The following is a 20,877-nucleotide window of genomic DNA, read 5'->3' as shown; positions in this document are numbered from 1 at the left end:
CCTCAGTCCTTGTAAAAAGGCCTATCCCCCAGAATGGTCGCGCGGTGCATGATGCGCCGCTGCGGCAGATAATCCGCGTTGGCGTAGTGCTGCGTCACGCGGTTATCCCAGATCGCCACGTCATTTTCCTGCCAGCGCCAGCGCACCTGAAACTCCGGTTTGGTGATGTGAGCAAACAGGAAGTTCAGTAAAGCGTCGCTCTCCTTCGGCGCCAGATCGACGATCCGCGTGGTGAACCCTTCATTGACGAACAGCGCCTGCCGGCCGCTGACCGGGTGAGTACGCACCACCGGATGCAGCAGCGGCGGATTTTTCTGCACCGCCAGTTGCCAACGCTGGTGTTCTTCTTCACTGCCGCGATGCTTGTACTCCGGGAACGACTTGGTGAAGTCATGCTCTGCGCGCAGCCCCGCGAGCAGCGTTCTGAACGGCGCCGACAGCGCCTCGTAGGCCGCGATGCCGCTGGCCCACAGCGTATCGCCGCCGGTGGAAGGCAAGGTCTTGGCCGCCAGGATCGCTCCCAGCGGCGGGTTCTCGATAAAGGTCACGTCGGTATGCCAGTTGTCGTTGTCCGGCGGGTTGTCGTCGTGGGTATCGAGCACGATGATCTCTTCCACGTCGGTGGCGTGCGGATAGACCGGATGGATGTGCAGATCGCCGAAGCGGCCGGCCAGATCGCGCTGCTGCAGCGGCGTGATCGGCTGGTTGCGGAAGAACAGCACCTGATGCTTGAGCAGCGCATGATAAAGCTGTTCAAACTGGCCATCGCCCAACGGCCGGGCCAACTCGACGTTTTCCACCAGCGCCCCGATGTAAGGCCCCAGCGGGGTGATATTCAGACGTTCGTTCATTGCTGTACTCCATGCCACGGGGTCAATCGGCGCTGCAGGGCGCGCAGCCCCAGCTCCAACCCAAATGCAATCACCGCAATCACGCCGATGCCGGCCAGCACCACGTCGGTCGCCAGAAACTCACCGGCGGATTGCACCATAAATCCCAGGCCGCGCGTGGCGGCGATCAGTTCGGCAGCCACCAGTGTCGACCAGCCGACGCCCAGCCCGATGCGGATGCCGGTCAGGATCTCCGGCAGCGCGCTCGGCAGCACCACGAAACGCAGCACCTGCCAACGCGTGGCGCCCAGCGCGCGGGCGGCGCGCACCCGCACCTGCGCCACGCTGCGCACGCCGGCCACAGCGGACAGCGTCACCGGCGCGAAAATCGCCAGATAAATCAACAAGATTTTCGAGGTCTCGCCGATGCCGAACCAAATTACCATCAGCGGTAAATACGCCAACGGCGGCACCGGACGATAGATCTCAATCAGCGGATCGAGGATGCCGCGCACCGTGTCGTTCAGCCCCATGGCGATGCCCACCGGAATGCCGACGATCACCGCCGCCAGCAGCGCCACCAAAATGCGCCCCAGGCTGGCCGCCAGATGCTGCCACAGCGTGGCGTCCATAAAACCTTGCGGGCTGGCGATGGTGATCAGTTGATGCAGCACCTGCTGCGGCGCCGGCAGGAACAGCGGGCTGATCAGCTGCAGCGCCGTCACGCCCCACCAGACGATCAACACCGTCAACAGCGTGGCGCCGCTCAACCAAACGTTGCGCGGCACGCTGAAACGGCGCGCCGCTTTGCCCTGCGGCTGCGCCGCGGCCTTTAACGTGGAATGCAGGCTCATAGCAAGGCCTCGCGCTGTTGGAAAACTTTGCCCAGCACGTATTCGCGCTGCGCGATAAATTCAGGATCGGACTTAATCGAGCGGCAGGCTTCGCCGTCGGCATAGCGTTGGCCGAAGTTCAGCGACAATCGCTCCACCACCTGCCCCGGCCCCGGCGACAGCAGCAGCAGCTCGCTGGCGAGGAACACCGCCTCTTCGATATCATGGGTGATCAGCAGCACCTGCTTGCCGGTATCGCGCCAGATGGTCAGCAGCAGCTCCTGCATTTGCTCGCGAGTAAACGCGTCCAGTGCGCCGAACGGTTCATCCAGCAACAGCAGGCGTGGATCCGCGGCCAGGGCGCGGGCGATGCCGACGCGTTGGCGCATGCCGCCGGAAAGCTGCCAGATGAAATGCCGCTCGTAACCGGCCAGACCGACGCGCTGCAGCATCTGCTCCGCCACCTGGCGGCGCTGCGCCTTGCCGACGCCGGCCAGCTGCAGGCCGAACTCGACGTTGTCCACCACGTTACGCCACGGCAGTAAACCCTCATGCTGGAACACCACGCCCCGTTCAGCGCCCGGGCCGTGAACGGGCGTTCCATCCAGCGTGATGCTGCCAGCTGAAGGCTCGATAAACCCGGCGATCAAATTCAGCAGCGTGGTCTTGCCGCAGCCCGATGGGCCGAGCACCACCACCAGTTGCCCGGCGGCGATCTGGAACGACACGTCACGCAGCGCGGGCCGCCCCTGATACTCTGCTGAAAGATGATTGACGTTTAGCATCCTGCTTCCTTACGACTGCGGCGCAGCCTGCACCTGTTTCACAAAACGGTCGGTGACGTAAGCGCTGTAGTCGCTGTCGACCTGCGGGATCTTGCCCTGCTGCTTGAGGAATTCGGCGGTATCGCGGATTGCCTTGTCCACCGGCTGGCCGAGCTGGGCAACCTGATCGGCCACCGGCAGATAACGGTTCCCCTTCACCAGTTCCGGCACCTGCGCTTCCGGTACGCCGCTCAAGCGCGCCAAGGTGCTAAGATGGCTCGGATCTTTCAGCCACTGTTCCGGCGCCGTCAGGTAGGCCTTTTGCGCCTGCAGAGCGCTGGCGGCAAAGGCGGTCACCACGTCGGGATGTTTCTCGGCGAAGTCTTTGCGCACCACCCACACGTCCAGCGTCGGTGAACCCCATTCGCCCACCTGCGCGGAGTCGGTCAGCACCTTGCCCTGTTTGGCCAGTTCGTTGACCACCGGCGCCCAGACGTAAGCGCCGTCGATGTCGCCGCGCTGCCAGGCGGCGGCGATGGCCGGCGGCTGCAGATTGAGGATCTTCACCTGCTCAGGCTTGATGCCCCAATGCTTGAGCGAGGCCAGCAGGCTGTAATGGGTGGTGGAAATAAACGGCACCGCAATGCGCTTGCCGATCAGATCCTGCGGACTTTTGATGTCATTCTTCACCACCAGCGCTTCGGAGCTGCCGAGCTGCGAGGCGATGAGGAACACTTCGATGGGGAGTTTCTGGCTGGCGGCCACCGCCAGTGGGCTGGAGCCGATATTGCCGATCTGCACGTCGCCGGAGGCCAGCGCACGCAGCACGCTGGAACCGCTGTCGAACTTACGCCAGTCGACCGTCGCGCCGGACTGTTTGGCGAAGCTGTTTTCCGCCTGCGCCACCTTGGCCGGTTCTGCCGACGTCTGGTACGCCACGGTCACGTCCACCGCGTAGGCGCTGGCTGCGCTGAGCGACAGCGCCAACAGCGCCGCGTTGCGTAAGGAAAAGAGTTTGCCCGCCATGTTCCGCTCCGTTGATAAAAATCTGTTCAGTTGCTGACAGTTTTATCTGAGCGATGACGGGCGATAAAAGAATAAAAAAGTCTTCTTTATTACCTTGAGTAATATAACCGCAGATTACAGCGCGATACTTCCGCGCAGGAACACATGAGCATAGCCGCCGAGCAGCGTGCGATCCCCTTGCAGTTCGCAGAACAGTTCGCCGCCGCGTGCCGAGATCTGCTGCGCATGCAGCCGATGGTGGCCGAGACGCGCCGTCCAGTAAGGCATCAGCGTGCAGTGCGCGGAGCCGGTGACCGGATCTTCACCGCCGTCGAGCGTGAAATAGCGCGAAACGAAGTCCACGGTGTCACCCGGCGCGGTAACGATTACCGCACACCCGGCCAGCGCGATCAGCGCCGGAATGTCCGGCCGCAGCGCGCGTACCTGCGCCTCGTTTTCCAGCACCACCATCAGCGCTTTCGCCTGCCACACCTCCTGCGGCTGTACGCCCAGCAGCGCCGCAAGGCCCGCCGGTTCAGCCACCTTCTGCGGCGGCCGCGCGGGGAAGTCGAGCACCAGCCGTTCCCCGTCCTGCGCATCGCGCTTGACGAACAGCTCGCCGCCGGCCGAACGGAAGCGGATATCCTGCAGCGCCGGATTGATCGCGCTGAACATCACATGCGCTGCCGCCAGGGTGCCGTGGCCGCAAAGATCGACCTCGCGTTCCGGGGTAAACCAGCGGATAGCGGTCATGTCGCCGTCATCCCAGACAAAGCTGGTTTCCGGCAGGCCGATCTCGTTGGCGATCGCCTGCAGCCGCTCCGCCGGCAGCGGCTTCGTCAGCAGGCAAACCCCGGCCGGGTTGCCGCGCAGCCCTTTGCCGGTAAAGGCAACCACATGATAATAATTTTCCGCCATCGTTCGCTCCTTAATGCCAGATCAGTAACACACAGGCTGCGGTCAACAACCCCATGGAAACGTTGAAGATAACCCAGGCCTTTTTGCTGCGCAGCAGGCGGCCGATCACGGTGCCGAACGCCAGCCAGATAATGCCGGCGACAATGTTGACCACAAAAATGCCCAGCGCGATCGCCGCAATGGAACCGTTGTACTTATCGCCCGCCAGGCTGAAGCTGGCCACCGCCCCCAGCGCCATCAGCCAGGCTTTCGGGTTGAGGAACTGCAGCAGCCAGCCCTGATACAGCCGCACCGGCTGCGGCGGCGCCACGTCGGTTTCCAGTTTTTCATAGGCGGCGGTGGCGACTTTCCACGCCAGCCACAGCAGGTACAGACTGCCGAGGATTTTCAGGCTCAGATGCAGCGACGGGTAGACCAGGATCAGGCTGCCGACGCCGAAGGCCACCAGCAGCAAAATGCTTTGCATGCCGAGCATGATACCGACCATCAGCCACAGCGATCGCATAAAGCCGAAGTTAGCGCCGGAGGTGGTCAACAGCAGGTTATTGGGGCCAGGCGTGATGGCGGCGACCCACAGGAAGCCCAGCATCGAAAGGAATAAACTCGGTTCCATGGCACGGGTGCTCCTCACCCAAGGCGCTTTTTTGCAGTATCATTGTTAGTTCTTGGTATTGAAGCTAACAGTGCGCTAGGGATCTCACAATAGCCGCCCACAACATTTTTACTCAGCCTATGCATGACGTCTTTCGCCCTCTGACCGGGGCCAGTAACCCGCACCTGCAAACGCTGTTGCCGCGGCTGGTGCGCCGCCGCGTGTTATTGAAACCGCATTGGCAACGGCTGGAATTGCCCGACGGCGACTTCGTCGATCTTGCCTGGAGCGAGGATCCGGCGCAGGCGCGCGATAAACCGCGCGCGGTGCTGTTCCACGGTCTGGAGGGCAGCTTCTACAGCCCCTACGCGCATGGCCTGCTCAACGCCTGGCGCGAACGTGGCTGGCTCGGGGTGGTGATGCACTTTCGCGGCTGCAGCGGCGTGCCCAACCGCAAGCAGCGCATCTACCACTCCGGTGAAACCGAAGACGCGCGCTTCTTCCTGCGCTGGCTGCGCGACCGCTACGGCGAGGTGCCAACCGCGGCGGTAGGCGTTTCGCTCGGCGGCAACATGCTGGCCTGCTATCTGGCGCAGCAAGGCGCCGACAGCCTGCTGCAGGCGGCGGTGGTGGTCTCAGCGCCGCTGATGCTGGAACCCTGCGCCTACCGCATGGAGCAAGGCTTCTCCCGCGTCTATCAGCGCTATTTGCTGGGGCAACTGAAACAAAACGCCACCCGCAAACTGTTGCACTACCCGGACACCCTGCCGCTCAAGCTGTCACAGCTGAACGGTTTGCGGCGCATCCGCGAGTTCGACGACGCCATCACCTCGCGCATTCACGGCTTCAGCGACGCCACCGACTATTATCGCCGCTGCAGCGCTCTGCCGCTGTTGCCGGCGATCCAAACGCCGCTGCTGATCATCCATGCGAAGGACGATCCCTTCATGACCCATGAGGTGATCCCCGACGTCGCTGGCCTGCCGCGCAATATCGAATATCAGCTGACCGAGTTCGGCGGCCACGTCGGCTTTGTCGGCGGCACGCTGAAAAAACCGCACATGTGGCTGGAGCATCGCATTCCGGCCTGGCTTTCCCCTTATCTGGACATCCCGACGTGATCATTCCCTGGCAAGAACTGGCAACCGACACCCTGAACAGCCTGATCGAATCCTTTGTGCTGCGCGAAGGCACCGATTACGGCGAGCACGAACGATCGCTGGAACAGAAGGTGGAGGACGTGCGCCGCCAGCTGAAAAACGGCGAAGTGGTGCTGGTGTGGTCAGAACTGCATGAGAGCGTCAACATCATGCCGCGCGGCCAGTTCCGCGCCGGGCAGGAAGAAATTTAGTGGCGTTCGGTTCTATGACTGACGGAAAAAATCAGGTAACAATGGGACATTGCAAACCAGCGAGCGCCATTTTTTCCTGACATAGAGAGCGTCAACAAGAGCCACAATAATCCCCTGACGCCGGCGCATTCAACACGGAGTGACAACCACCATGTCTGCCAAACATCCCGTTATCGCGGTGACCGGTTCCAGCGGCGCCGGCACCACCACCACCAGCGTGGCGTTCCGCAAAATCTTCCAACAGCTCAACATTCGCGCCGCCGAACTGGAGGGCGACAGCTTCCACCGCTATACCCGGCCGGAAATGGACGCGGCGATCCGCAAGGCGCGCGATCTGGGCAGACACATCAGCTATTTCGGCCCTGAGGCCAACGACTTCGGCCTGCTGCAGCAGAGCTTTATCGAGTACGGCAAAAACGGCACCGGCCGTTCGCGCAAGTACCTGCACACCTACGACGAAGCGGTGCCCTACAATCAGGTGCCGGGCACCTTCACCCCGTGGGAGCCACTGCCGGCGCCGACCGACGTGCTGTTCTACGAGGGGCTGCACGGCGGTGTGGTCACCGAACACCATGACGTGGCCAGCCACGTCGATCTGCTGGTCGGCGTGGTGCCGATCGTCAACCTGGAGTGGATCCAGAAGCTGATCCGCGATACCGGCGAGCGCGGCCACTCCCGCGAGGCGGTGATGGATTCGGTGGTGCGTTCGATGGAAGATTACATCAACTACATCACGCCGCAGTTCTCGCGCACCCACATCAACTTCCAGCGTGTGCCGACGGTGGACACTTCCAACCCGTTCGCCGCCAAAGCCATTCCCTCACTGGATGAAAGCTTCGTGGTGATCCACTTCCGCGGGCTGGATCAGATTGACTTCCCCTATTTGCTGGCGATGCTGCAGGGCTCGTTTATCTCGCACATCAATACGTTAGTGGTGCCGGGCGGCAAGATGGGGCTGGCGATGGAGCTGATCATGGCGCCGCTGGTGCAGCGATTGCTGGAAGGCAAGAAGATCGAATAAATGCGTTGAGCGCGGCGGCGGGCCGCGCTCCGTCTCGATTACGCCGGTTGGCGGATCTCGAAACTGTGGGTCACCGTGGCAGCCTTGTTGAGCATCAGCGCCACCGAGCAGTATTTCTCCGCCGACAGGTTCACCGCACGCTCTACGATTTTGTCGGTCAGATCCTGACCGGTGACGATGAAGTGCAGATTGATATGGGTGAACAACCGCGGGGCTTCTGCACGGCGCTCGGAGGTCAGCTTCACCTCGCAGTCGCGCACGTCGTTGCGCCCTTTTTGCAGGATGGACACCACGTCAATCGCGCTGCAGCCGCCCACCGACATCAGCACCATTTCCATCGGGCTCGGCGCTTTATCGCCGGCGTTGCCGTCCATCAGCACCTGGTGGCCGGAGGCCGATTCACCCAAAAACGTTAACCCTTCCACCCACTTAACTCTTGCCTGCATTCTGGTCACTCCGGTTAATTTCTTAAAATCAGAGTACGCTTTCGCATAGAAACAGGCAACGTAACCTGATGCTAATCATGCTGAAGCGAGACAACACGAGACACCCGCCTTACTCTGTGCTACAAACAGAGCCGCAATAAATCTTTCCGGGACACTGAATTTCAGGGAAATGCCCAGAGAAAGGCTCCTTTACCGGTATGTTAACAGAATGTAGCTTGCAGCGCTTACGGCAAGTTAATATGCTAGAGCGACAGCGTATTTTTATGACACGCCTCAAAACTTGCCGGTAGCCCTCGCTCATGACTGCGGCTACAGGCGGGTTTTACAGGGAACTCTGACCCCTGTGACACAAGGCAGCGATAACAACAGAGGATAACAGCGAATGGTTCTCGGCAAACCGCAAACAGACCCTACTCTCGAATGGTTCCTGTCTCATTGCCATATCCACAAATATCCATCGAAGAGTACGCTGATTCACCAAGGTGAAAAGGCCGAAACGCTTTACTACATCGTGAAAGGCTCCGTCGCGGTGCTGATCAAGGATGAAGAAGGTAAAGAGATGATCCTGTCCTACCTCAACCAGGGGGATTTCATCGGCGAGCTCGGATTGTTCGAAGAAGGCCAGGAGCGCAGCGCCTGGGTTCGCGCGAAAACCGCCTGTGAAGTGGCCGAAATTTCCTACAAGAAATTCCGCCAGCTGATCCAGGTGAACCCGGACATCCTGATGCGCCTGTCCGCCCAAATGGCGAGCCGCCTGCAGGTTACCTCCGAAAAAGTGGGCAACCTCGCCTTCCTGGACGTGACCGGCCGCATCGCGCAAACCCTGCTGAATCTGGCGAAGCAACCCGACGCCATGACTCACCCGGACGGCATGCAGATCAAGATCACCCGTCAGGAGATCGGCCAGATCGTCGGCTGCTCGCGTGAAACCGTTGGCCGTATTCTGAAAATGCTGGAAGATCAAAACCTGATTTCCGCCCACGGCAAAACCATTGTCGTCTACGGCACCCGTTAATCCCTGAAGAAACGGCGCAATCTGCGCCGTTTTTTTGTCTGCTCTCTGCCATGTGGCGCCGTCTGATCTACCACCCGGAAATCAACTACGCACTGCGACAAACGCTGGTGCTGTGCCTGCCGGTGCTGTTTGGCTTGTTGATAGGCCAGCTGCAGCTCGGCCTGATGTTCTCTCTGGTGCCCGCCTGCTGCAATATCGCCGGTCTGGACACGCCGCATAAGCGCTTCTTTAAACGGCTGATCGTCGGCGGCTCGCTGTTCGCCTTCAGCAGCGTGCTGTTGCAACAGGCACTGCTGTGGCACGTGCCGCTGCCGGCGCTGATGCTGGGCCTGGCGCTGCTGCTCGGCGTTACCGGCGAAATCAGCCCGCTGCACGCCCGGCTGTTGCCGGCGGCGCTGGTGGCCGCCATCTTCGCTCTCAGCACGGCCGGCACGGTGCCTGTCTGGCAGGTGCCGCTGCTGTACGCGATCGGCACCGTCTGGTACGGCTTATTCACCTGGTTCTGGTTCCGGCTGTGGAAAGAGCAACCGATGCGCGAGACGCTCAGCCAGCTCTATCTGGAACTGGCGGACTACTTCGAAGCCAAATACTCCCTGCTGACTCAGCACACCGATCCGCAGACCGCGCTGCCGCCACTGCTGGTGCGCCAGCAAAAGGTGATGGATCTGATCAGCCTGCTGTACCAACAGCTTAATTTCCTGCCGCACGCCAACAACCTCGATCAAAAGCGACTGCAGCGCGCCTTTCAGGTGGCGATGGATCTGCAGGAGCACATCACCGTCAGCCTGCATCTGCCGGAGGAAGTGCAAAAACTGGTGGAGCAGAGCCAGGCCGAAGCGATCATTCGCCGCAACGCTCAGGTGATCGCCGGCCGGCTGCGCGTGGTGGCGCACGATATACTCTACCATCAACATTCGAAGCGCTTTTCCATGGCCCACGAGCTGGCGGCGCTGGAAAAAATGGCGGCGCAGCATCCCGATAACCCGGTCGGCCAGTTTTGTTATTACCACTTCAGCCGCATCGCCCGCCTGCTGCGCACCCAGCATCCGCTGTACCGCCGCGATCTGATGCCCGGCCAGCACCGCCTGCCGTTTTGGCCGGCGCTAGCCAGCTATCTGTCGTTCAAATCTACCGCCCTGCGCAACGCCGCGCGGCTGGGGGTGACGCTGGCGGTCGGCAGCAGTCTGGGGGCGGTGTTCAACCTGCCGAAGCCTTACTGGATCCTGCTCACCATCATGCTGGTGAGCCAAAACGGGTATAACGCCACCCGGGTGCGTATTCAGCACCGTGCGCTGGGCACGATTGCCGGGCTGTTGCTGGCGGCCGGGCTGCTGCAGCTGCAGTTACCGGAAGGCGAAACGCTGAGCATCATGCTGGTGATCACGCTGCTAGCCTACCTGGTTTCACGCAAGAACTACGGGCTATCGGTGATTGGCTTTACGGTGACGGCGGTTTACACCTTGCAGCTGCTGGCGCTGAACGGCTCGCATTTTCTGGTGCCTCGTCTGATTGATACCTTGATCGGCTGCGTGCTGGCGTTCGGCGGCACCATTTGGCTATGGCCGCAGTGGCAAAGCGGGCTGCTGCGCAAGAATGCCCATCAGGCACTGGAAAACGATCAAGCCGCGCTGCGGCTGATGCTGGAACAGCCGGAGCCGGACGCCACCGCGTTGGCCTATGCCCGCATGCAGGTCAACCAGGCGCACAACGCGCTGTTCACCTCGCTCAATCAGGCGATGCAGGAGCCGGGATTCGCGTCGAACTATCTGGCGGATATGCGTTTATGGGTCACTCACAGCCAGTTTATCGTCGAACACCTGAATGCCATGACCATTTTGGCGCGCGAGCACTATATGCTGACGCCGAAGCTGGCGGAAACGTATCTGCAAACCTGTGAAATTGCGCTGCAGAGCTGCCAGCAACGCCTGGAGTACGACGGCCCGAGCAGCGGCAGCAGCGGCATCATGCAGCCGCCGGATCTGCATCCGGAGATGCCCGTTACCGAGATGGAGCGTCATTTGCGGCGTATTCTGTCGCACCTGAGCGTGATGCACACCATTTCGTCGCTGGCCTGGCGCCAACGCCCGCACCACGGCATTTGGCTCAAGCGCAAACTCCGCGATCAATAAGGGCGCGGCATGCCGCGCCCCGTTATTCGTCACACGGGCTTCAGGCGTTGATCACATCCTGCACCGCCAGCTCGAACAGCGCCATGCCGGCCTCGATGTCCTGCGGCTCCACCACCAGCGACGGCGCGAAGCGGATCACGTTCGGCCCGGCGTTGAGGATCATCAACCCACGCGCAGCGGCGGCGGTGAGAAAATCGCGCGCTCTGCCGTGGTAATGCGGCGTCAGTTCGGCGCCGATCAGTAACCCCATGCCGCGAATGGCGGTGAAAATACCGTATTTATCGCCGATATCCTGCAAAGCCTGCACATACAGCGCGTGGCGCTGCTCGATGCCGCTCAGCACCTCCGGCGTATTGATCACATCCAGCGCCGCCTCCGCCACCGCGCAGGCCAGCGGGTTACCGCCGTAGGTGGTGCCGTGAGTGCCCACCTGCATCACCGACGCAATCTCTTCGGTGGTCAGCATGGCGCTGACCGGGAAACCACCGCCCAGCGCCTTGGCGGTGGTGAGAATGTCCGGCGTCACGCCATAATGCATATAGGCGAACAGCTTGCCGCTGCGCCCCATGCCGCTTTGCACTTCGTCGAACACCAGCAGCGCCTGATGTTGGTCGCACAGTTTGCGCACGCCTTTGAGGAAGTCGGCGTCGACCGGCGTAATGCCGCCCTCTCCCTGAATCGGCTCCATCACCACCGCGCAGGTATGGTCGTCCATTACCGCTTTCACCGCCGCCAGATCGTTGAACGGCACGTGCACGATGTCGGCCGGCTTCGGCCCGAACCCGTCGGAATATTTGGCCTGCCCGCCCACCGACACGGTGAACAGCGTGCGGCCGTGAAACGCGTTATAGAAGGCGATGATTTTGGTTTTGTACGGGCTGTGGCGGGTGATGGCGTAATGACGCGCCAGTTTGAACGCCGCCTCGTTGGCCTCTGCGCCGGAGTTGGCGAAGAACACCCGGTCGGCGAAGGTGGCGTCGATCAGTTTGCTCGCCAAACGCAGCGCCGGTTCATTGGTGAAGACGTTGCTGGTATGCCACAGGGTTTCGCCCTGGCGTTTGAGCGCCTCGACCAGCGCCGGGTGGCAGTGTCCCAGCGCCGTCACCGCGATGCCACCGGAAAAATCGATGTACTCTTTTCCCTGCTGATCCCAGACCCGGCTGCCTTTGCCGCGCACCGGAACAAACTGGGCGGGTGCATAAACAGGCAGGATCACCTGGTCAAAGGTGCTGCGGCTCACTGCGGATTTGTCAGTCATTTTCGGCTCCACCCTGAAGGTTTTTCAGCGCTATCGCGATGTTATAGTGAAAATATAATCACGAAATATGCATAAAAAAACACTAAAGCGCAAATGCAAAACGCCTGACGGGCGAAAAAAACGCGAAGGGATTAACGCCTGAGAAAATTATCCAACAGCTGATGGCCCTGCTCGCTGAGCACGCTTTCCGGGTGGAACTGCACCCCTTCCAGCGCCAGCGTGCGGTGGCGGATGCCCATGATCTCGTCGCGCACGCCGTCGCGTTCGCTCCAGGCGGTCACTTCAAAGCAATCCGGCAGCGTATCGGCTTTCAGCACCAGCGAGTGATATCGGGTCACGGTCAGCGGATCGTTCAGGCCGCGAAACACGCCGACGCCCAGATGGCGAATCGCCGAAGTTTTGCCGTGCATCACCGCGCGGGCGCGCACCACTTCGGCGCCGAACGCCTGCCCCAGCGCCTGGTGCCCCAGGCATACGCCGAGGATCGGCAGCTTGCCGGCGAAATGACGAATGGCGGCCAGCGAGATACCCGCTTCGTTCGGGGTACAGGGGCCAGGGGAAATCACCAGATGCTGCGGCGCCAGCCGCGCGATATCGGCCAGCTGCAGCTCATCGTTGCGCTTCACCAGCACCTCGGCGCCCAATTCGCAGAAGTACTGGTAAAGGTTATAGGTAAAGGAGTCGTAGTTATCGATCAGCAGCAGCATGTTAGGTCCGGCAGAGAAAAACGCCGCCATAGTTTACTGATTTAACCCGCCGCTGCCGACGATAATTTCCGCTTACTTTTTACGGCCGCCGGTGATCGAGCCCAGTACGCCGCGCAGGATCTGCCGGCCGAGATCGCGCGCCATGCTCTTGGCGGCGGTCTGGACGATGCCGTCGCGTTTGCCGCCGCGCGGGCCGGTGGAACCGAACAGCAGCTCGTTCAATCCGTCCATCAGGCCGCCGCCCGTCTGTTGCTGTGCTTGCGCCTGCGGTTGCTGCCCCTGCTGCGCAGTACCGACGGTGGCGAAGCCGCCCGACGACAGCTTCTCGTAGGCGGACTCGCGGTCAATCATGTCTTCATAGCGGCCATACAGCGGCGATTTGTTGATCGCACTGTTCAGCCCTTCCGTGCCGAGCATGCCCATCTTGGATTCCGGCGCGATGACCATCGCCCGCTCCACCACGTTCGGCCGGCCCTTCTCGTCGAGGAATGACACCAGCGCTTCGCCCACGCCCAGCTCGGTGATCGCCGTTTCGGCATCGAAGGCCGGATTGGCGCGCAGGGTTTGCGCCGCCGTTTTCACCGCCTTCTGATCGCGCGGCGTGAAGGCGCGCAGCGCATGCTGTACGCGGTTGCCCAACTGGCCCAGCACGCTGTCCGGGATATCCAGCGGATTCTGGGTGACGAAGTAAATGCCGACGCCTTTGGAGCGGATCAGGCGCACCACCTGTTCGATCTTGGTCAACAGCGCCGCCGGCGCGTCGTTGAACAGCAGGTGCGCTTCATCGAAGAAGAACACCAGCTTCGGCTGTTCAGGGTCGCCCACTTCCGGCAGATGTTCAAACAGCTCGGCCAGCAGCCACAGCAGGAACACTGAATACAGCTTCGGCTGATTGATCAGCTTGTCCGCCGCCAGCAGGTTGATCACGCCATGACCGTTGGCGTCGGTTTTCATCAGATCGTTGATGTCCAGCATCGGCTCGCCGAAGAACTGGTTGGCGCCCTGCTCTTCCAGCGTCAGCAACCCGCGCTGGATGGCGCCGATCGACGCGGCAGAGATATTGCCGTACTGGGTCTGGAATTGTTTGGCGTTGTCGCCGACGAACTGCACCATGGCGCGCAGGTCTTTCATGTCCAGCAACAGCAGCGCGTTGTCATCGGCAATTTTGAACACCAGCTGCAGCACGCCGCTTTGCACCTCGTTCAGATCCAACAGGCGCCCCAGCAGCAGCGGCCCGAGATCGGAAATCGTGGCGCGGATCGGGTGGCCCTTCTCGCCGTAAATATCCCACGGGATAATGGTGCAGGCCTGCGGCTGCCAGTCGGTGACGCCAATCGCCGCCAGGCGCGCCTGCAATTTCTCGGAAGGCACGCCCTCGGCGCCGATGCCAGACAGATCGCCTTTCACGTCCGACAGGAACACCGGCACGCCAATGCGCGAGAACTGCTCGGCCATTTTTTGCAGCGTCACCGTCTTACCGGTGCCGGTTGCCCCGGTGATCAGCCCGTGGCGGTTGGCCAACGCCGGCAAAATCACCAGATCCTGTTCCGGTTTTCCGTCTTTCATCGCCTTGGCGATAATCCGTGGTTCACTCATTTTCTGTTCCTTTGACGCTGACGCGGCGCGAAACGCGCCTGTTGATGCAATAAAGCTATAAGCGCCGCGTAACCCCGTCAAGGACAAACAAAATGGGCGCCGTCGGGACGCCCATGATGCCTGTCTTTTCAGAATCCCCCTAAGACCTGCGTCACCCCCGCAGCCCCAGTTGCTCCTTCAGCGCTTTCAAATAGCGCCGGCTGACCGGCACCGGATCGCCGGCGGACATGATCATCTCCGCCGCGCCGCCTTCTTCGAAGCGGATCTCGCGCACCTGCTCCAGGTTGACCAAATACTGCCGATGGCAGCGCACCAGCGGCGTACGGCTTTCCAGCGTGCGCAGCGTCAATTCGGTGAAACACTCAATGCCGTCGCTGCGCACCACGAATACCCCGCTCAGTTTGGAACGGATCGCCAACACCTCGTCAAACCGCAGCAGATAGATGCGGCTGTGGCCGGTGCAGGGAATGTATTTCAGGTAACCGGCGCTCTCATCCAGCGCTGTCACGTCCTGCGGCGCACTGCGCTGCCGCAGGCGTTGCAGCGTCTTGCTCAGCCGCTTCGGCTCCGCCGGCTTCAGCAGATAGTCGAAGGCGTGCTCCTCGAACGCCTGCACCGCGTATTCGTCGTAGGCGGTCAGAAACACGATGTGCGGCATGCGGTTGGGATCCAGCATGCCGACCATTTCCAGCCCGCTGATGCGCGGCATTTGGATATCGAGAAACACCACGTCCGGCTGCAGCCGGTGGATCTGGCTGATGGCTTCGATGGCGTTGGCACATTCGCCGATGATCGTGATCCCCGCTTCGGCCTCCAGCAGATGGCGGAGGTTGTCGCGCGCGGAAGGCTCATCGTCAACAATCAGTGCGTTTAACATCAGGCGGCCCTCTCCATGGGAACATTGAGCGTAATGCGGGTATAGGCGTCCGGCCGGCAATCCACCCGCACGCCATAGCCTTCGCCGTAGCGCACGCGAATGCGCTTATCCACCAGGTTCATCCCCAGCCCGCTGCAGTTCGGCTTCGGCTGGAACAGCCCGGCATTGTCCGTCACCTGCAGCAGCAGATGCTCGCCTTCGCAGCAGGCGCCGATTTCGATGCGGCCCACGCCCAACAGATGCGAGGTGCCGTGCTTGATGGCGTTCTCGACGATCGGCTGCAGCGAAAACGCCGGCAGCCGCGCCGCCAGCAGCGCCTCCGGCAGCGATACCGCGATCTCCAGCCGATCGGCGAAGCGCGCTTTCTCAATCTGCAGGTAGGCGTTCACATGCTCAATCTCGTCCGCCAGGCTGACTTCATCATCCGAACGTTTGAGGTTTTTACGAAAGAAAGTCGAGAGAGACTGCACCAGATCGCAGGCGCGTTCGCCATCGCGGCGGATCACCGCCACCAGCGTATTTAACGCATTGAACAGGAAATGCGGATTGACCTGCGCATGCAACAGCTTGATCTCCGACTGCGCCAGCAGTTGCTTGTGGCGCTCGTACTGTCCGGCCATGATCTGCGCCGACAGCAGGCTGGCGATGCCTTCGCCCAGCGTGCGGTTGATGGTGCTGAACAGCTGGCTTTTCGGTTCGTACAGCTTGATGGTGCCGATGACCCGCTGGTTTTCGCCGCGCAGCGGGATCACCAGCGTCGATCCCAGCTTGCAGGCCGGATTGATCGAGCAGCAGTAAGAGAGCTGATTACCGTCGGCGTACACCACCTCGTTGTTGTCGATGGCGCGATGCGAATGCACCGAGGCGATCGGCGTGCCCGGCAGGTGGTGATCGTCGCCGATGCCGATAAACGCCAGCAGCTTGTCACGATCGGTGATCGCCACTGCACCGATACCCAGCTCCTGATAAATCACCCGGGCGACCTTCATGCTGTTTTCTTGATCGAAGCCCTGGCGCAGGATGCCCTCGGTGCGCTCGGCGATCTTCAGCGCCTTGGAAGAGAAAGCGCTGGTGTATTTCTCAAACATCGCGCGCCGATCCAGCAGGATTTGCATGAACATCGCCGCACCGACGGTATTGGCGATCATCATCGGCAGCGCGATGTGCTCTACCAGCTGCAACGCTTCGTCGTAGGGGCGCGCCACCGCCAGGATGATCGCCATCTGCAGCACTTCCGCCACCAGCGCCACGCCGCCGACGAACAGCGGATTGAACAGCAGCTCGATGCGCCCGCGGCGCATGGCGATGCTGTGTACGATGCCGCCGACCAGGCCTTCCGACACCGTGGAAATCGCGCAGGCCACGTCGGTCATGCCGCCGAGCGTATACCGGTGCAGGCCGCCGGTCAGCCCGACCAGAAAGCCCACCGACGGCCCGCCCAGCAGCCCGCCCAGGACCGCGCCTATCGCGCGGGTGTTGGCGATCGAATCCTGAATGTGCAACCCGAAATAGGTGCCCATGATGCAGAACACCGAGAAGATCACGTAACACAGTAGCTTGTGCGGCAGGCGAATGGTCACCTGCATCAGCGGGATAAACAGCGGGGTTTTGCTCAGCAGATAGGCGATGACGAGATAGACGCACATCTGCTGCAACAGCAACAGCACCTGGTTAAATTCATACATGGCAGCAACTCATCCAGAGACAACAAAGGGCGAACGCCGGATTTCCGGTCTGGTTATTGTCTGCCGATTAGAGCATGGGGCGCGGGAGAAAACAGTGATGAAGGCAAGGCTTCGTGAGGAAGGACGGCCGACCCCGGCGGGATCGGCCAAAAAACTTACGGCAGCACCTTGGCCGATAGAATCACCACCGGTTTGGTCGGCACATTCTGGTAAGGGCCGACGTTGCCGGTCGGCACCTGAGCGATCTTGTCCACGACGTCCATGCCTTTCACCACTTTGCCGAACACGGCGTAGCCAAAGTCACGCTGGCCGTGATCCAGGAAGGCGTTATCGGCCACGTTCAGGAAGAACTGGCTGGTGGCGCTGTCCTTGTCGGCGGTGCGCGCCATCGAAATGGTGCCGCGCAGGTTGCGCAAGCCGTTGTCGGCTTCGTTCTTGATTGGCGCCTTGGTGGATTTCTGCTGCATGTCAGCGGTGAAACCGCCGCCCTGAACCATAAAGCCCGGGATCACGCGATGGAAAATGGTGTTGTTGTAGTACCCGCTGTTCACGTAATCGACGAAATTCTGGGTGGAAACCGGTGCCTTCTGACTGTCGAGCGCCAACTCGATATTCCCTGCCGAGGTGGTCAGCATGACGTGGGTTTCACCGGCAGCGAGCGCCGCTGGCGCCATCGCTGTCAGGGAACACAGCGCGACGAAGGTCACTAAAGTACGTTTGAACATTAACGGGTCCTTTCTCTGAGAGACAAACAACGGAAAAGCGCTTTGATTCTAAAGAGCTGTATCGGCAAGTACCAGCCATTTACCTATATTTACCCAATTACGGGACATATCCTAGGCGGCCCTGAATTTTGCTGCGGAAAGTATGGGCGCAGAAGGCTTTTTTGCCAACCGCGTCACGCATTTTTTGCCCAGCGCCGCCCCGGGGCGTTTTTTGCGATCTACCTCCCAGTTTGCACACCCGTTGCCGTTACCCTATATAAATGAGAGCGCTCTCATTATAAAAAGAACGGATACTGAGGTATCCCACGGCGGCGTAGCCGCGCAACCCCTGGAGAAATGACGTGAGTGAATTGATGACTGAAGTCAGCCCCGAGTTTGAAAGCACCATCATGGAACTGCTGGTGTTCTCCGGCAGCGCGCGCAGTAATGCGTTGATGGCGTTGCGGCAAGCGCGCGCCGGTGACTTCGCCGCCGCGGCCAAACACATGGTCGAATCCAAAGAATGGGTGAAGAAGGCGCACCTGATCCAGACCGAGCTGATCGGCCTGGACGAAGGCTGCGGCAAGCTGGCGATCAACCTGATCACCGTGCATGCGCAGGATCATCTGATGAACGCCATGGTCATCCAGGATCTGGCCGACGACATGATCGAGCTCTATCGCCGTCAGTCACAGACGGAGGGCCGCTCATGAACACGCTCAAAATCGCGGTGATTGGCGGTGGCAGCAGCTACACTCCCGAACTGGTCGATGGGCTGATCCAACGCATCGATGAGCTGCCGGTCACCGAACTGGCGCTGGTGGACGTCGAGCCAGGCCGCCAAAAAGTGGAAACCATCGCCGCCCTGACCCGCCGCATGCTGGCGCGCCACGGGCTGGAACAGGTGAAGGTCAGCGTGCACTTCGCGCTGGACGACGCCATTCACGGCGCCGCTTTCGTGCTGACCCAATTCCGCGTCGGGCAACTGCCGGCGCGCGCCGCCGATGAACGGCTGGGCCTGAAATACCAGCTGCTCGGCCAGGAGACCACCGGCGTCGGCGGCTTCGCCAAGGCGCTGCGCACCATTCCGGTGATGCTGGATATCGCCCGTCGGGTGGAAAAGCTGGCGCCGGACGCCTGGATCATCAACTTCACCAACCCGGCCGGCATCGTCACCGAGGCGGTGTCCCGCTTTACCAAAGCGAAGATCATCGGCCTGTGTAACGTACCGATCAGCATGCATCACATGATCGCCAACATGCTGCAGGCGCCTTACGCCGACGTGCAGCTGCGGTTCGCCGGTTTGAATCACATGGTTTGGGTGCATCAGGTCACGCAGCAGGGGCGCGACGTCACCGGCAACGTGATCGACATGCTGTGCGACGGCGCGGCGCTGACCATGAACAACATCAAGGAAGAACCCTGGCAGCCGGACTTCCTGCGCGCGCTCGGCGCCATCCCCTGCCCGTACCACCGCTATTTTTACCAGACCCGCGAGATGCTGGCGGAAGAGATGGCTGCCGCCGGCGAGCGCGGCACCCGCGCCGAGCAGGTGATGCAGGTAGAAAAAGAGCTGTTCGAGCTGTATGCCGATCCGCAGTTGAACAGTAAACCGGAGCAACTCAGCTTCCGCGGCGGTTCTTTCTATTCCGAAGTTGCGCTGGAGCTGATCCGTGCTATCCATAATAATCTCGGCACGCAATTAGTGGTCAACACCGCAAACCGCGGCGCAATCCATGGCCTGCCGGACGATGCTGTGATAGAAATCAACTGTATCGTCGATGCCCAGGGCGCGCATCCGCTGACGTTCGGCCCGCTGTCGGAACCGATGCAGGCGCTGACGCAGCAGGTAAAAGCCTACGAGCGCCTGACCATCGAGGCGGCAGTGCACGGCGATCGCCGCAGCGGCTTGCTGGCGCTGATCGCCAACCCGCTGGTGGGCAACGCCAACCTGGCACAGCCGTTGCTGGACGAGGTGTTGACGATAAACGCGCCGTACTTGCCGCAGTTCAGGTAAGCGCCGGCGCGGTATGACAGGGGTTCGGCACGCCGAACCCATTTTTTTAGCCGTAATCAGGAGTTGGACGATGGTGACACTGGAAGATGTCGCGGCGCTGGCGGGCGTATCGCGCGCCACCGTATCGCGGGTAGTGAACGGCGACAGCAACGTCAAGGCGCCGACCCGCGAGAAGGTTGAACGCGCCGTCGCCCAGCTCGGTTATACCCCCAACCCGGCGGCCCGTGCACTCGCCTCCAGCCACAGCAATACCCTCGGGTTGGTCACGACGTCGTACCGCGGTGGCTTCTTCGGCGCGCTGATGGACTTCGTGCAGACCGAGGCCGAATCCCACGGCAAGCAGCTGCTGGTGACCCAGGGCCGCAACAGTGCCGAAAACGAATGGCAGGCGGTGCAGCGCCTGTTCAGCCTGCGCTGCGACGGCGTGATCCTGCACGTGCGTTTTCTCAGCGACGATCGGCTGCGCCAGCTGGCGGTAGAGCAACGTGATTTCGTGTTGCTCGATCGTCTGGTGCCGGGGCTGGAAGACCGCTGCGTCACCTTCGATCACCCGCTTGCCAGCCGCATGGCGACGCAGCAGTTACTCGACGCCGGGCACCGGCGCATCGCCTGCATCAGCGGCCCGCGCGAGCGCCCGTCGAGCCGCCTGCGGCTGCAAGGATTTGAAGAGGCGATGCAGGCAGCGAATATCGAGCCGGTAGCCTGTCTGGAGGGCGTCTACGATCTGGAAAGCGGTTACCGCTGCGCCGATCATCTGCTGCAGCAAACCGCACGGCCCAGCGCCATCTACTGCTGCAACGAAGAGATGGCGATCGGCGCGCTGCTGGCGATCAACGAGCACCGCCTGCGGGTACCGCAGGATATCTCCTTGATCTGTTACGACAGCGGCGAACGCGCACCTTTCGTGCGCCCGGCGTTGAGCAGCGTACATTTTCCCATCAGCGAAATGGCCCAATACGCGGCGCGCAGGCTGATCGACCCTGCCACCCCGGCGCACCGGTTTGAGCCGACGATCATCAACCGTGATTCCATTGTGACGGTACGCAAATAGATCACAATAATGCGTATCATCCCTTCATGGATTGCATCAAAAAATCGACAGCCATCACAAAAAATCCCGTTGTCTGTG

At 61.2% G+C, this 20,877-nt stretch carries 21 protein-coding genes; 8 read left to right on the top strand and 13 right to left on the bottom strand.

From position 1 onward, the window contains the following. Positions 1-2: 2 nt before the first annotated feature. The 6 genes from tauD to RE418_RS07905 all read right to left on the bottom strand — a co-directional run bounded on the left by tauD (position 3) and on the right by RE418_RS07905 (position 4,963). Positions 3-851 carry a taurine dioxygenase gene (tauD, locus tag RE418_RS07930; protein WP_089181403.1) on the bottom strand — a complete coding sequence of 283 codons (849 nt, stop codon included), beginning with the start codon at positions 849-851 and terminating at the stop codon, positions 3-5. Beyond that, entirely contained in the window at positions 848-1,684 is an 837-nt protein-coding gene (gene tauC, locus RE418_RS07925) for a taurine ABC transporter permease TauC (protein WP_033631937.1), read from the bottom strand. The genes tauD and tauC overlap by 4 nt, the downstream gene beginning before the upstream one ends. Beyond that, on the bottom strand, positions 1,681-2,448 hold the full coding sequence (tauB, locus tag RE418_RS07920) for a taurine ABC transporter ATP-binding subunit (protein ID WP_025304511.1): 768 nt from the start codon (positions 2,446-2,448) through the stop codon (positions 1,681-1,683). The genes tauC and tauB overlap by 4 nt, the downstream gene beginning before the upstream one ends. Positions 2,449-2,457: 9 nt before the next feature. Next, complete coding sequence (gene tauA, locus RE418_RS07915) at positions 2,458-3,453, bottom strand: taurine ABC transporter substrate-binding protein (protein WP_089181404.1); 996 nt, start codon at positions 3,451-3,453, stop codon at positions 2,458-2,460. A gap of 114 nt (positions 3,454-3,567) precedes the next feature. Further along, complete coding sequence (locus RE418_RS07910) at positions 3,568-4,350, bottom strand: PhzF family phenazine biosynthesis protein (protein ID WP_089181405.1); 783 nt, start codon at positions 4,348-4,350, stop codon at positions 3,568-3,570. Positions 4,351-4,360: 10 nt separating this feature from the next. Further along, positions 4,361-4,963 (bottom strand): LysE family translocator, encoded by a 603-nt coding sequence (locus RE418_RS07905; RefSeq protein ID WP_089181406.1) that lies wholly within the window; start codon positions 4,961-4,963, stop codon positions 4,361-4,363. 119 nt (positions 4,964-5,082) lie between these two features. Here RE418_RS07905 and RE418_RS07900 point away from each other — a divergent pair, with 119 nt between their 5' ends. The 3 genes from RE418_RS07900 to RE418_RS07890 all read left to right on the top strand — a co-directional run bounded on the left by RE418_RS07900 (position 5,083) and on the right by RE418_RS07890 (position 7,314). Then, a complete protein-coding gene (locus RE418_RS07900; RefSeq protein ID WP_072626833.1) occupies positions 5,083-6,063 on the top strand; it encodes a hydrolase in 981 nt (326 codons plus the stop codon). Continuing rightward, positions 6,060-6,293, top strand: a complete 234-nt coding sequence (locus tag RE418_RS07895; RefSeq protein ID WP_004930376.1) for a YheU family protein — start codon at positions 6,060-6,062, stop codon at positions 6,291-6,293. Before RE418_RS07900 ends, RE418_RS07895 begins: the two co-directional genes overlap by 4 nt. Before the next feature lie 151 nt (positions 6,294-6,444). Beyond that, positions 6,445-7,314 carry a phosphoribulokinase gene (locus tag RE418_RS07890; RefSeq protein WP_025304516.1) on the top strand — a complete coding sequence of 290 codons (870 nt, stop codon included), beginning with the start codon at positions 6,445-6,447 and terminating at the stop codon, positions 7,312-7,314. 38 nt (positions 7,315-7,352) lie between these two features. On the opposite strand, the gene RE418_RS07885 is transcribed toward RE418_RS07890, so the two are convergent. Further along, positions 7,353-7,760, bottom strand: a complete 408-nt coding sequence (locus RE418_RS07885) for an OsmC family protein (RefSeq protein WP_025304517.1) — start codon at positions 7,758-7,760, stop codon at positions 7,353-7,355. Positions 7,761-8,142: 382 nt separating this feature from the next. On the opposite strand from RE418_RS07885, the gene crp reads away from it, so the two are divergent. Then, positions 8,143-8,775, top strand: coding sequence for a cAMP-activated global transcriptional regulator CRP (gene crp / locus RE418_RS07880; RefSeq protein WP_004090925.1), 633 nt, complete (start codon positions 8,143-8,145; stop codon positions 8,773-8,775). 50 nt (positions 8,776-8,825) lie between these two features. Further along, the gene (locus tag RE418_RS07875) at positions 8,826-10,904 is read left to right on the top strand and encodes a YccS/YhfK family putative transporter (protein ID WP_043138868.1); all 2,079 of its coding nucleotides are present in this window, start codon (positions 8,826-8,828) and stop codon (positions 10,902-10,904) included. Between the two features lie 40 nt (positions 10,905-10,944). Here RE418_RS07875 and RE418_RS07870 read toward each other — a convergent pair whose 3' ends face one another. From RE418_RS07870 to ppiA, 6 genes are all read right to left on the bottom strand, one after another. Next, on the bottom strand, positions 10,945-12,162 hold the full coding sequence (locus RE418_RS07870; protein WP_025304519.1) for an aspartate aminotransferase family protein: 1,218 nt from the start codon (positions 12,160-12,162) through the stop codon (positions 10,945-10,947). 131 nt (positions 12,163-12,293) lie between these two features. Next, a complete protein-coding gene (locus RE418_RS07865; protein WP_025304520.1) occupies positions 12,294-12,869 on the bottom strand; it encodes an aminodeoxychorismate synthase component II in 576 nt (191 codons plus the stop codon). A gap of 72 nt (positions 12,870-12,941) precedes the next feature. Continuing rightward, the gene (locus tag RE418_RS07860) at positions 12,942-14,465 is read right to left on the bottom strand and encodes a helicase HerA-like domain-containing protein (RefSeq protein WP_043138869.1); all 1,524 of its coding nucleotides are present in this window, start codon (positions 14,463-14,465) and stop codon (positions 12,942-12,944) included. A gap of 151 nt (positions 14,466-14,616) precedes the next feature. Beyond that, complete coding sequence (gene btsR, locus RE418_RS07855; RefSeq protein WP_089181408.1) at positions 14,617-15,342, bottom strand: two-component system response regulator BtsR; 726 nt, start codon at positions 15,340-15,342, stop codon at positions 14,617-14,619. Then, positions 15,342-17,027 (bottom strand): sensor histidine kinase, encoded by a 1,686-nt coding sequence (locus tag RE418_RS07850; protein WP_043138870.1) that lies wholly within the window; start codon positions 17,025-17,027, stop codon positions 15,342-15,344. Before RE418_RS07850 ends, btsR begins: the two co-directional genes overlap by 1 nt. Positions 17,028-17,182: 155 nt before the next feature. Next, on the bottom strand, positions 17,183-17,752 hold the full coding sequence (gene ppiA / locus RE418_RS07845; protein WP_025304524.1) for a peptidylprolyl isomerase A: 570 nt from the start codon (positions 17,750-17,752) through the stop codon (positions 17,183-17,185). A 353-nt stretch (positions 17,753-18,105) separates the two neighbouring features. Here ppiA and RE418_RS07840 point away from each other — a divergent pair, with 353 nt between their 5' ends. The 3 genes from RE418_RS07840 to RE418_RS07830 all read left to right on the top strand — a co-directional run bounded on the left by RE418_RS07840 (position 18,106) and on the right by RE418_RS07830 (position 20,799). Further along, a complete protein-coding gene (locus RE418_RS07840) occupies positions 18,106-18,444 on the top strand; it encodes a PTS lactose/cellobiose transporter subunit IIA (RefSeq protein WP_025304525.1) in 339 nt (112 codons plus the stop codon). After that, complete coding sequence (locus tag RE418_RS07835) at positions 18,441-19,748, top strand: 6-phospho-beta-glucosidase (RefSeq protein ID WP_025304526.1); 1,308 nt, start codon at positions 18,441-18,443, stop codon at positions 19,746-19,748. Before RE418_RS07840 ends, RE418_RS07835 begins: the two co-directional genes overlap by 4 nt. Positions 19,749-19,818: 70 nt before the next feature. Beyond that, positions 19,819-20,799, top strand: coding sequence for a LacI family DNA-binding transcriptional regulator (locus RE418_RS07830; RefSeq protein WP_089181409.1), 981 nt, complete (start codon positions 19,819-19,821; stop codon positions 20,797-20,799). The last annotated feature ends 78 nt before the right edge of the window (positions 20,800-20,877 follow it).

The sequence above is a fragment of the Serratia sp. szju genome (genome assembly GCF_044594185.1).
GTDB classification, from domain to species: Bacteria; Pseudomonadota; Gammaproteobacteria; order Enterobacterales; family Enterobacteriaceae; genus Serratia; species Serratia bockelmannii.
This window is presented reverse-complemented; position numbering and strand designations above follow the sequence as displayed.

Excerpts from the sequence above, each read along its gene's own strand:
- tauD (WP_089181403.1), bottom strand. The coding sequence starts at position 851 with ATGAACGAACGTCTGAATATCACCCCGCTGGGGCCTTACATCGGGGCG.
- tauC (WP_033631937.1), bottom strand. The coding sequence starts at position 1,684 with ATGAGCCTGCATTCCACGTTAAAGGCCGCGGCGCAGCCGCAGGGCAAA.
- tauB (WP_025304511.1), bottom strand. The coding sequence starts at position 2,448 with ATGCTAAACGTCAATCATCTTTCAGCAGAGTATCAGGGGCGGCCCGCG.
- tauA (WP_089181404.1), bottom strand. The coding sequence starts at position 3,453 with ATGGCGGGCAAACTCTTTTCCTTACGCAACGCGGCGCTGTTGGCGCTG.
- RE418_RS07910 (WP_089181405.1), bottom strand. The coding sequence starts at position 4,350 with ATGGCGGAAAATTATTATCATGTGGTTGCCTTTACCGGCAAAGGGCTG.
- RE418_RS07905 (WP_089181406.1), bottom strand. The coding sequence starts at position 4,963 with ATGGAACCGAGTTTATTCCTTTCGATGCTGGGCTTCCTGTGGGTCGCC.
- RE418_RS07900 (WP_072626833.1), top strand. The coding sequence starts at position 5,083 with ATGCATGACGTCTTTCGCCCTCTGACCGGGGCCAGTAACCCGCACCTG.
- RE418_RS07890 (WP_025304516.1), top strand. The coding sequence starts at position 6,445 with ATGTCTGCCAAACATCCCGTTATCGCGGTGACCGGTTCCAGCGGCGCC.
- RE418_RS07885 (WP_025304517.1), bottom strand. The coding sequence starts at position 7,760 with ATGCAGGCAAGAGTTAAGTGGGTGGAAGGGTTAACGTTTTTGGGTGAA.
- crp (WP_004090925.1), top strand. The coding sequence starts at position 8,143 with ATGGTTCTCGGCAAACCGCAAACAGACCCTACTCTCGAATGGTTCCTG.
- RE418_RS07875 (WP_043138868.1), top strand. The coding sequence starts at position 8,826 with ATGTGGCGCCGTCTGATCTACCACCCGGAAATCAACTACGCACTGCGA.
- RE418_RS07870 (WP_025304519.1), bottom strand. The coding sequence starts at position 12,162 with ATGACTGACAAATCCGCAGTGAGCCGCAGCACCTTTGACCAGGTGATC.
- RE418_RS07865 (WP_025304520.1), bottom strand. The coding sequence starts at position 12,869 with ATGCTGCTGCTGATCGATAACTACGACTCCTTTACCTATAACCTTTAC.
- RE418_RS07860 (WP_043138869.1), bottom strand. The coding sequence starts at position 14,465 with ATGAGTGAACCACGGATTATCGCCAAGGCGATGAAAGACGGAAAACCG.
- btsR (WP_089181408.1), bottom strand. The coding sequence starts at position 15,342 with ATGTTAAACGCACTGATTGTTGACGATGAGCCTTCCGCGCGCGACAAC.
- RE418_RS07850 (WP_043138870.1), bottom strand. The coding sequence starts at position 17,027 with ATGTATGAATTTAACCAGGTGCTGTTGCTGTTGCAGCAGATGTGCGTC.
- ppiA (WP_025304524.1), bottom strand. The coding sequence starts at position 17,752 with ATGTTCAAACGTACTTTAGTGACCTTCGTCGCGCTGTGTTCCCTGACA.
- RE418_RS07840 (WP_025304525.1), top strand. The coding sequence starts at position 18,106 with ATGACTGAAGTCAGCCCCGAGTTTGAAAGCACCATCATGGAACTGCTG.
- RE418_RS07835 (WP_025304526.1), top strand. The coding sequence starts at position 18,441 with ATGAACACGCTCAAAATCGCGGTGATTGGCGGTGGCAGCAGCTACACT.
- RE418_RS07830 (WP_089181409.1), top strand. The coding sequence starts at position 19,819 with ATGGTGACACTGGAAGATGTCGCGGCGCTGGCGGGCGTATCGCGCGCC.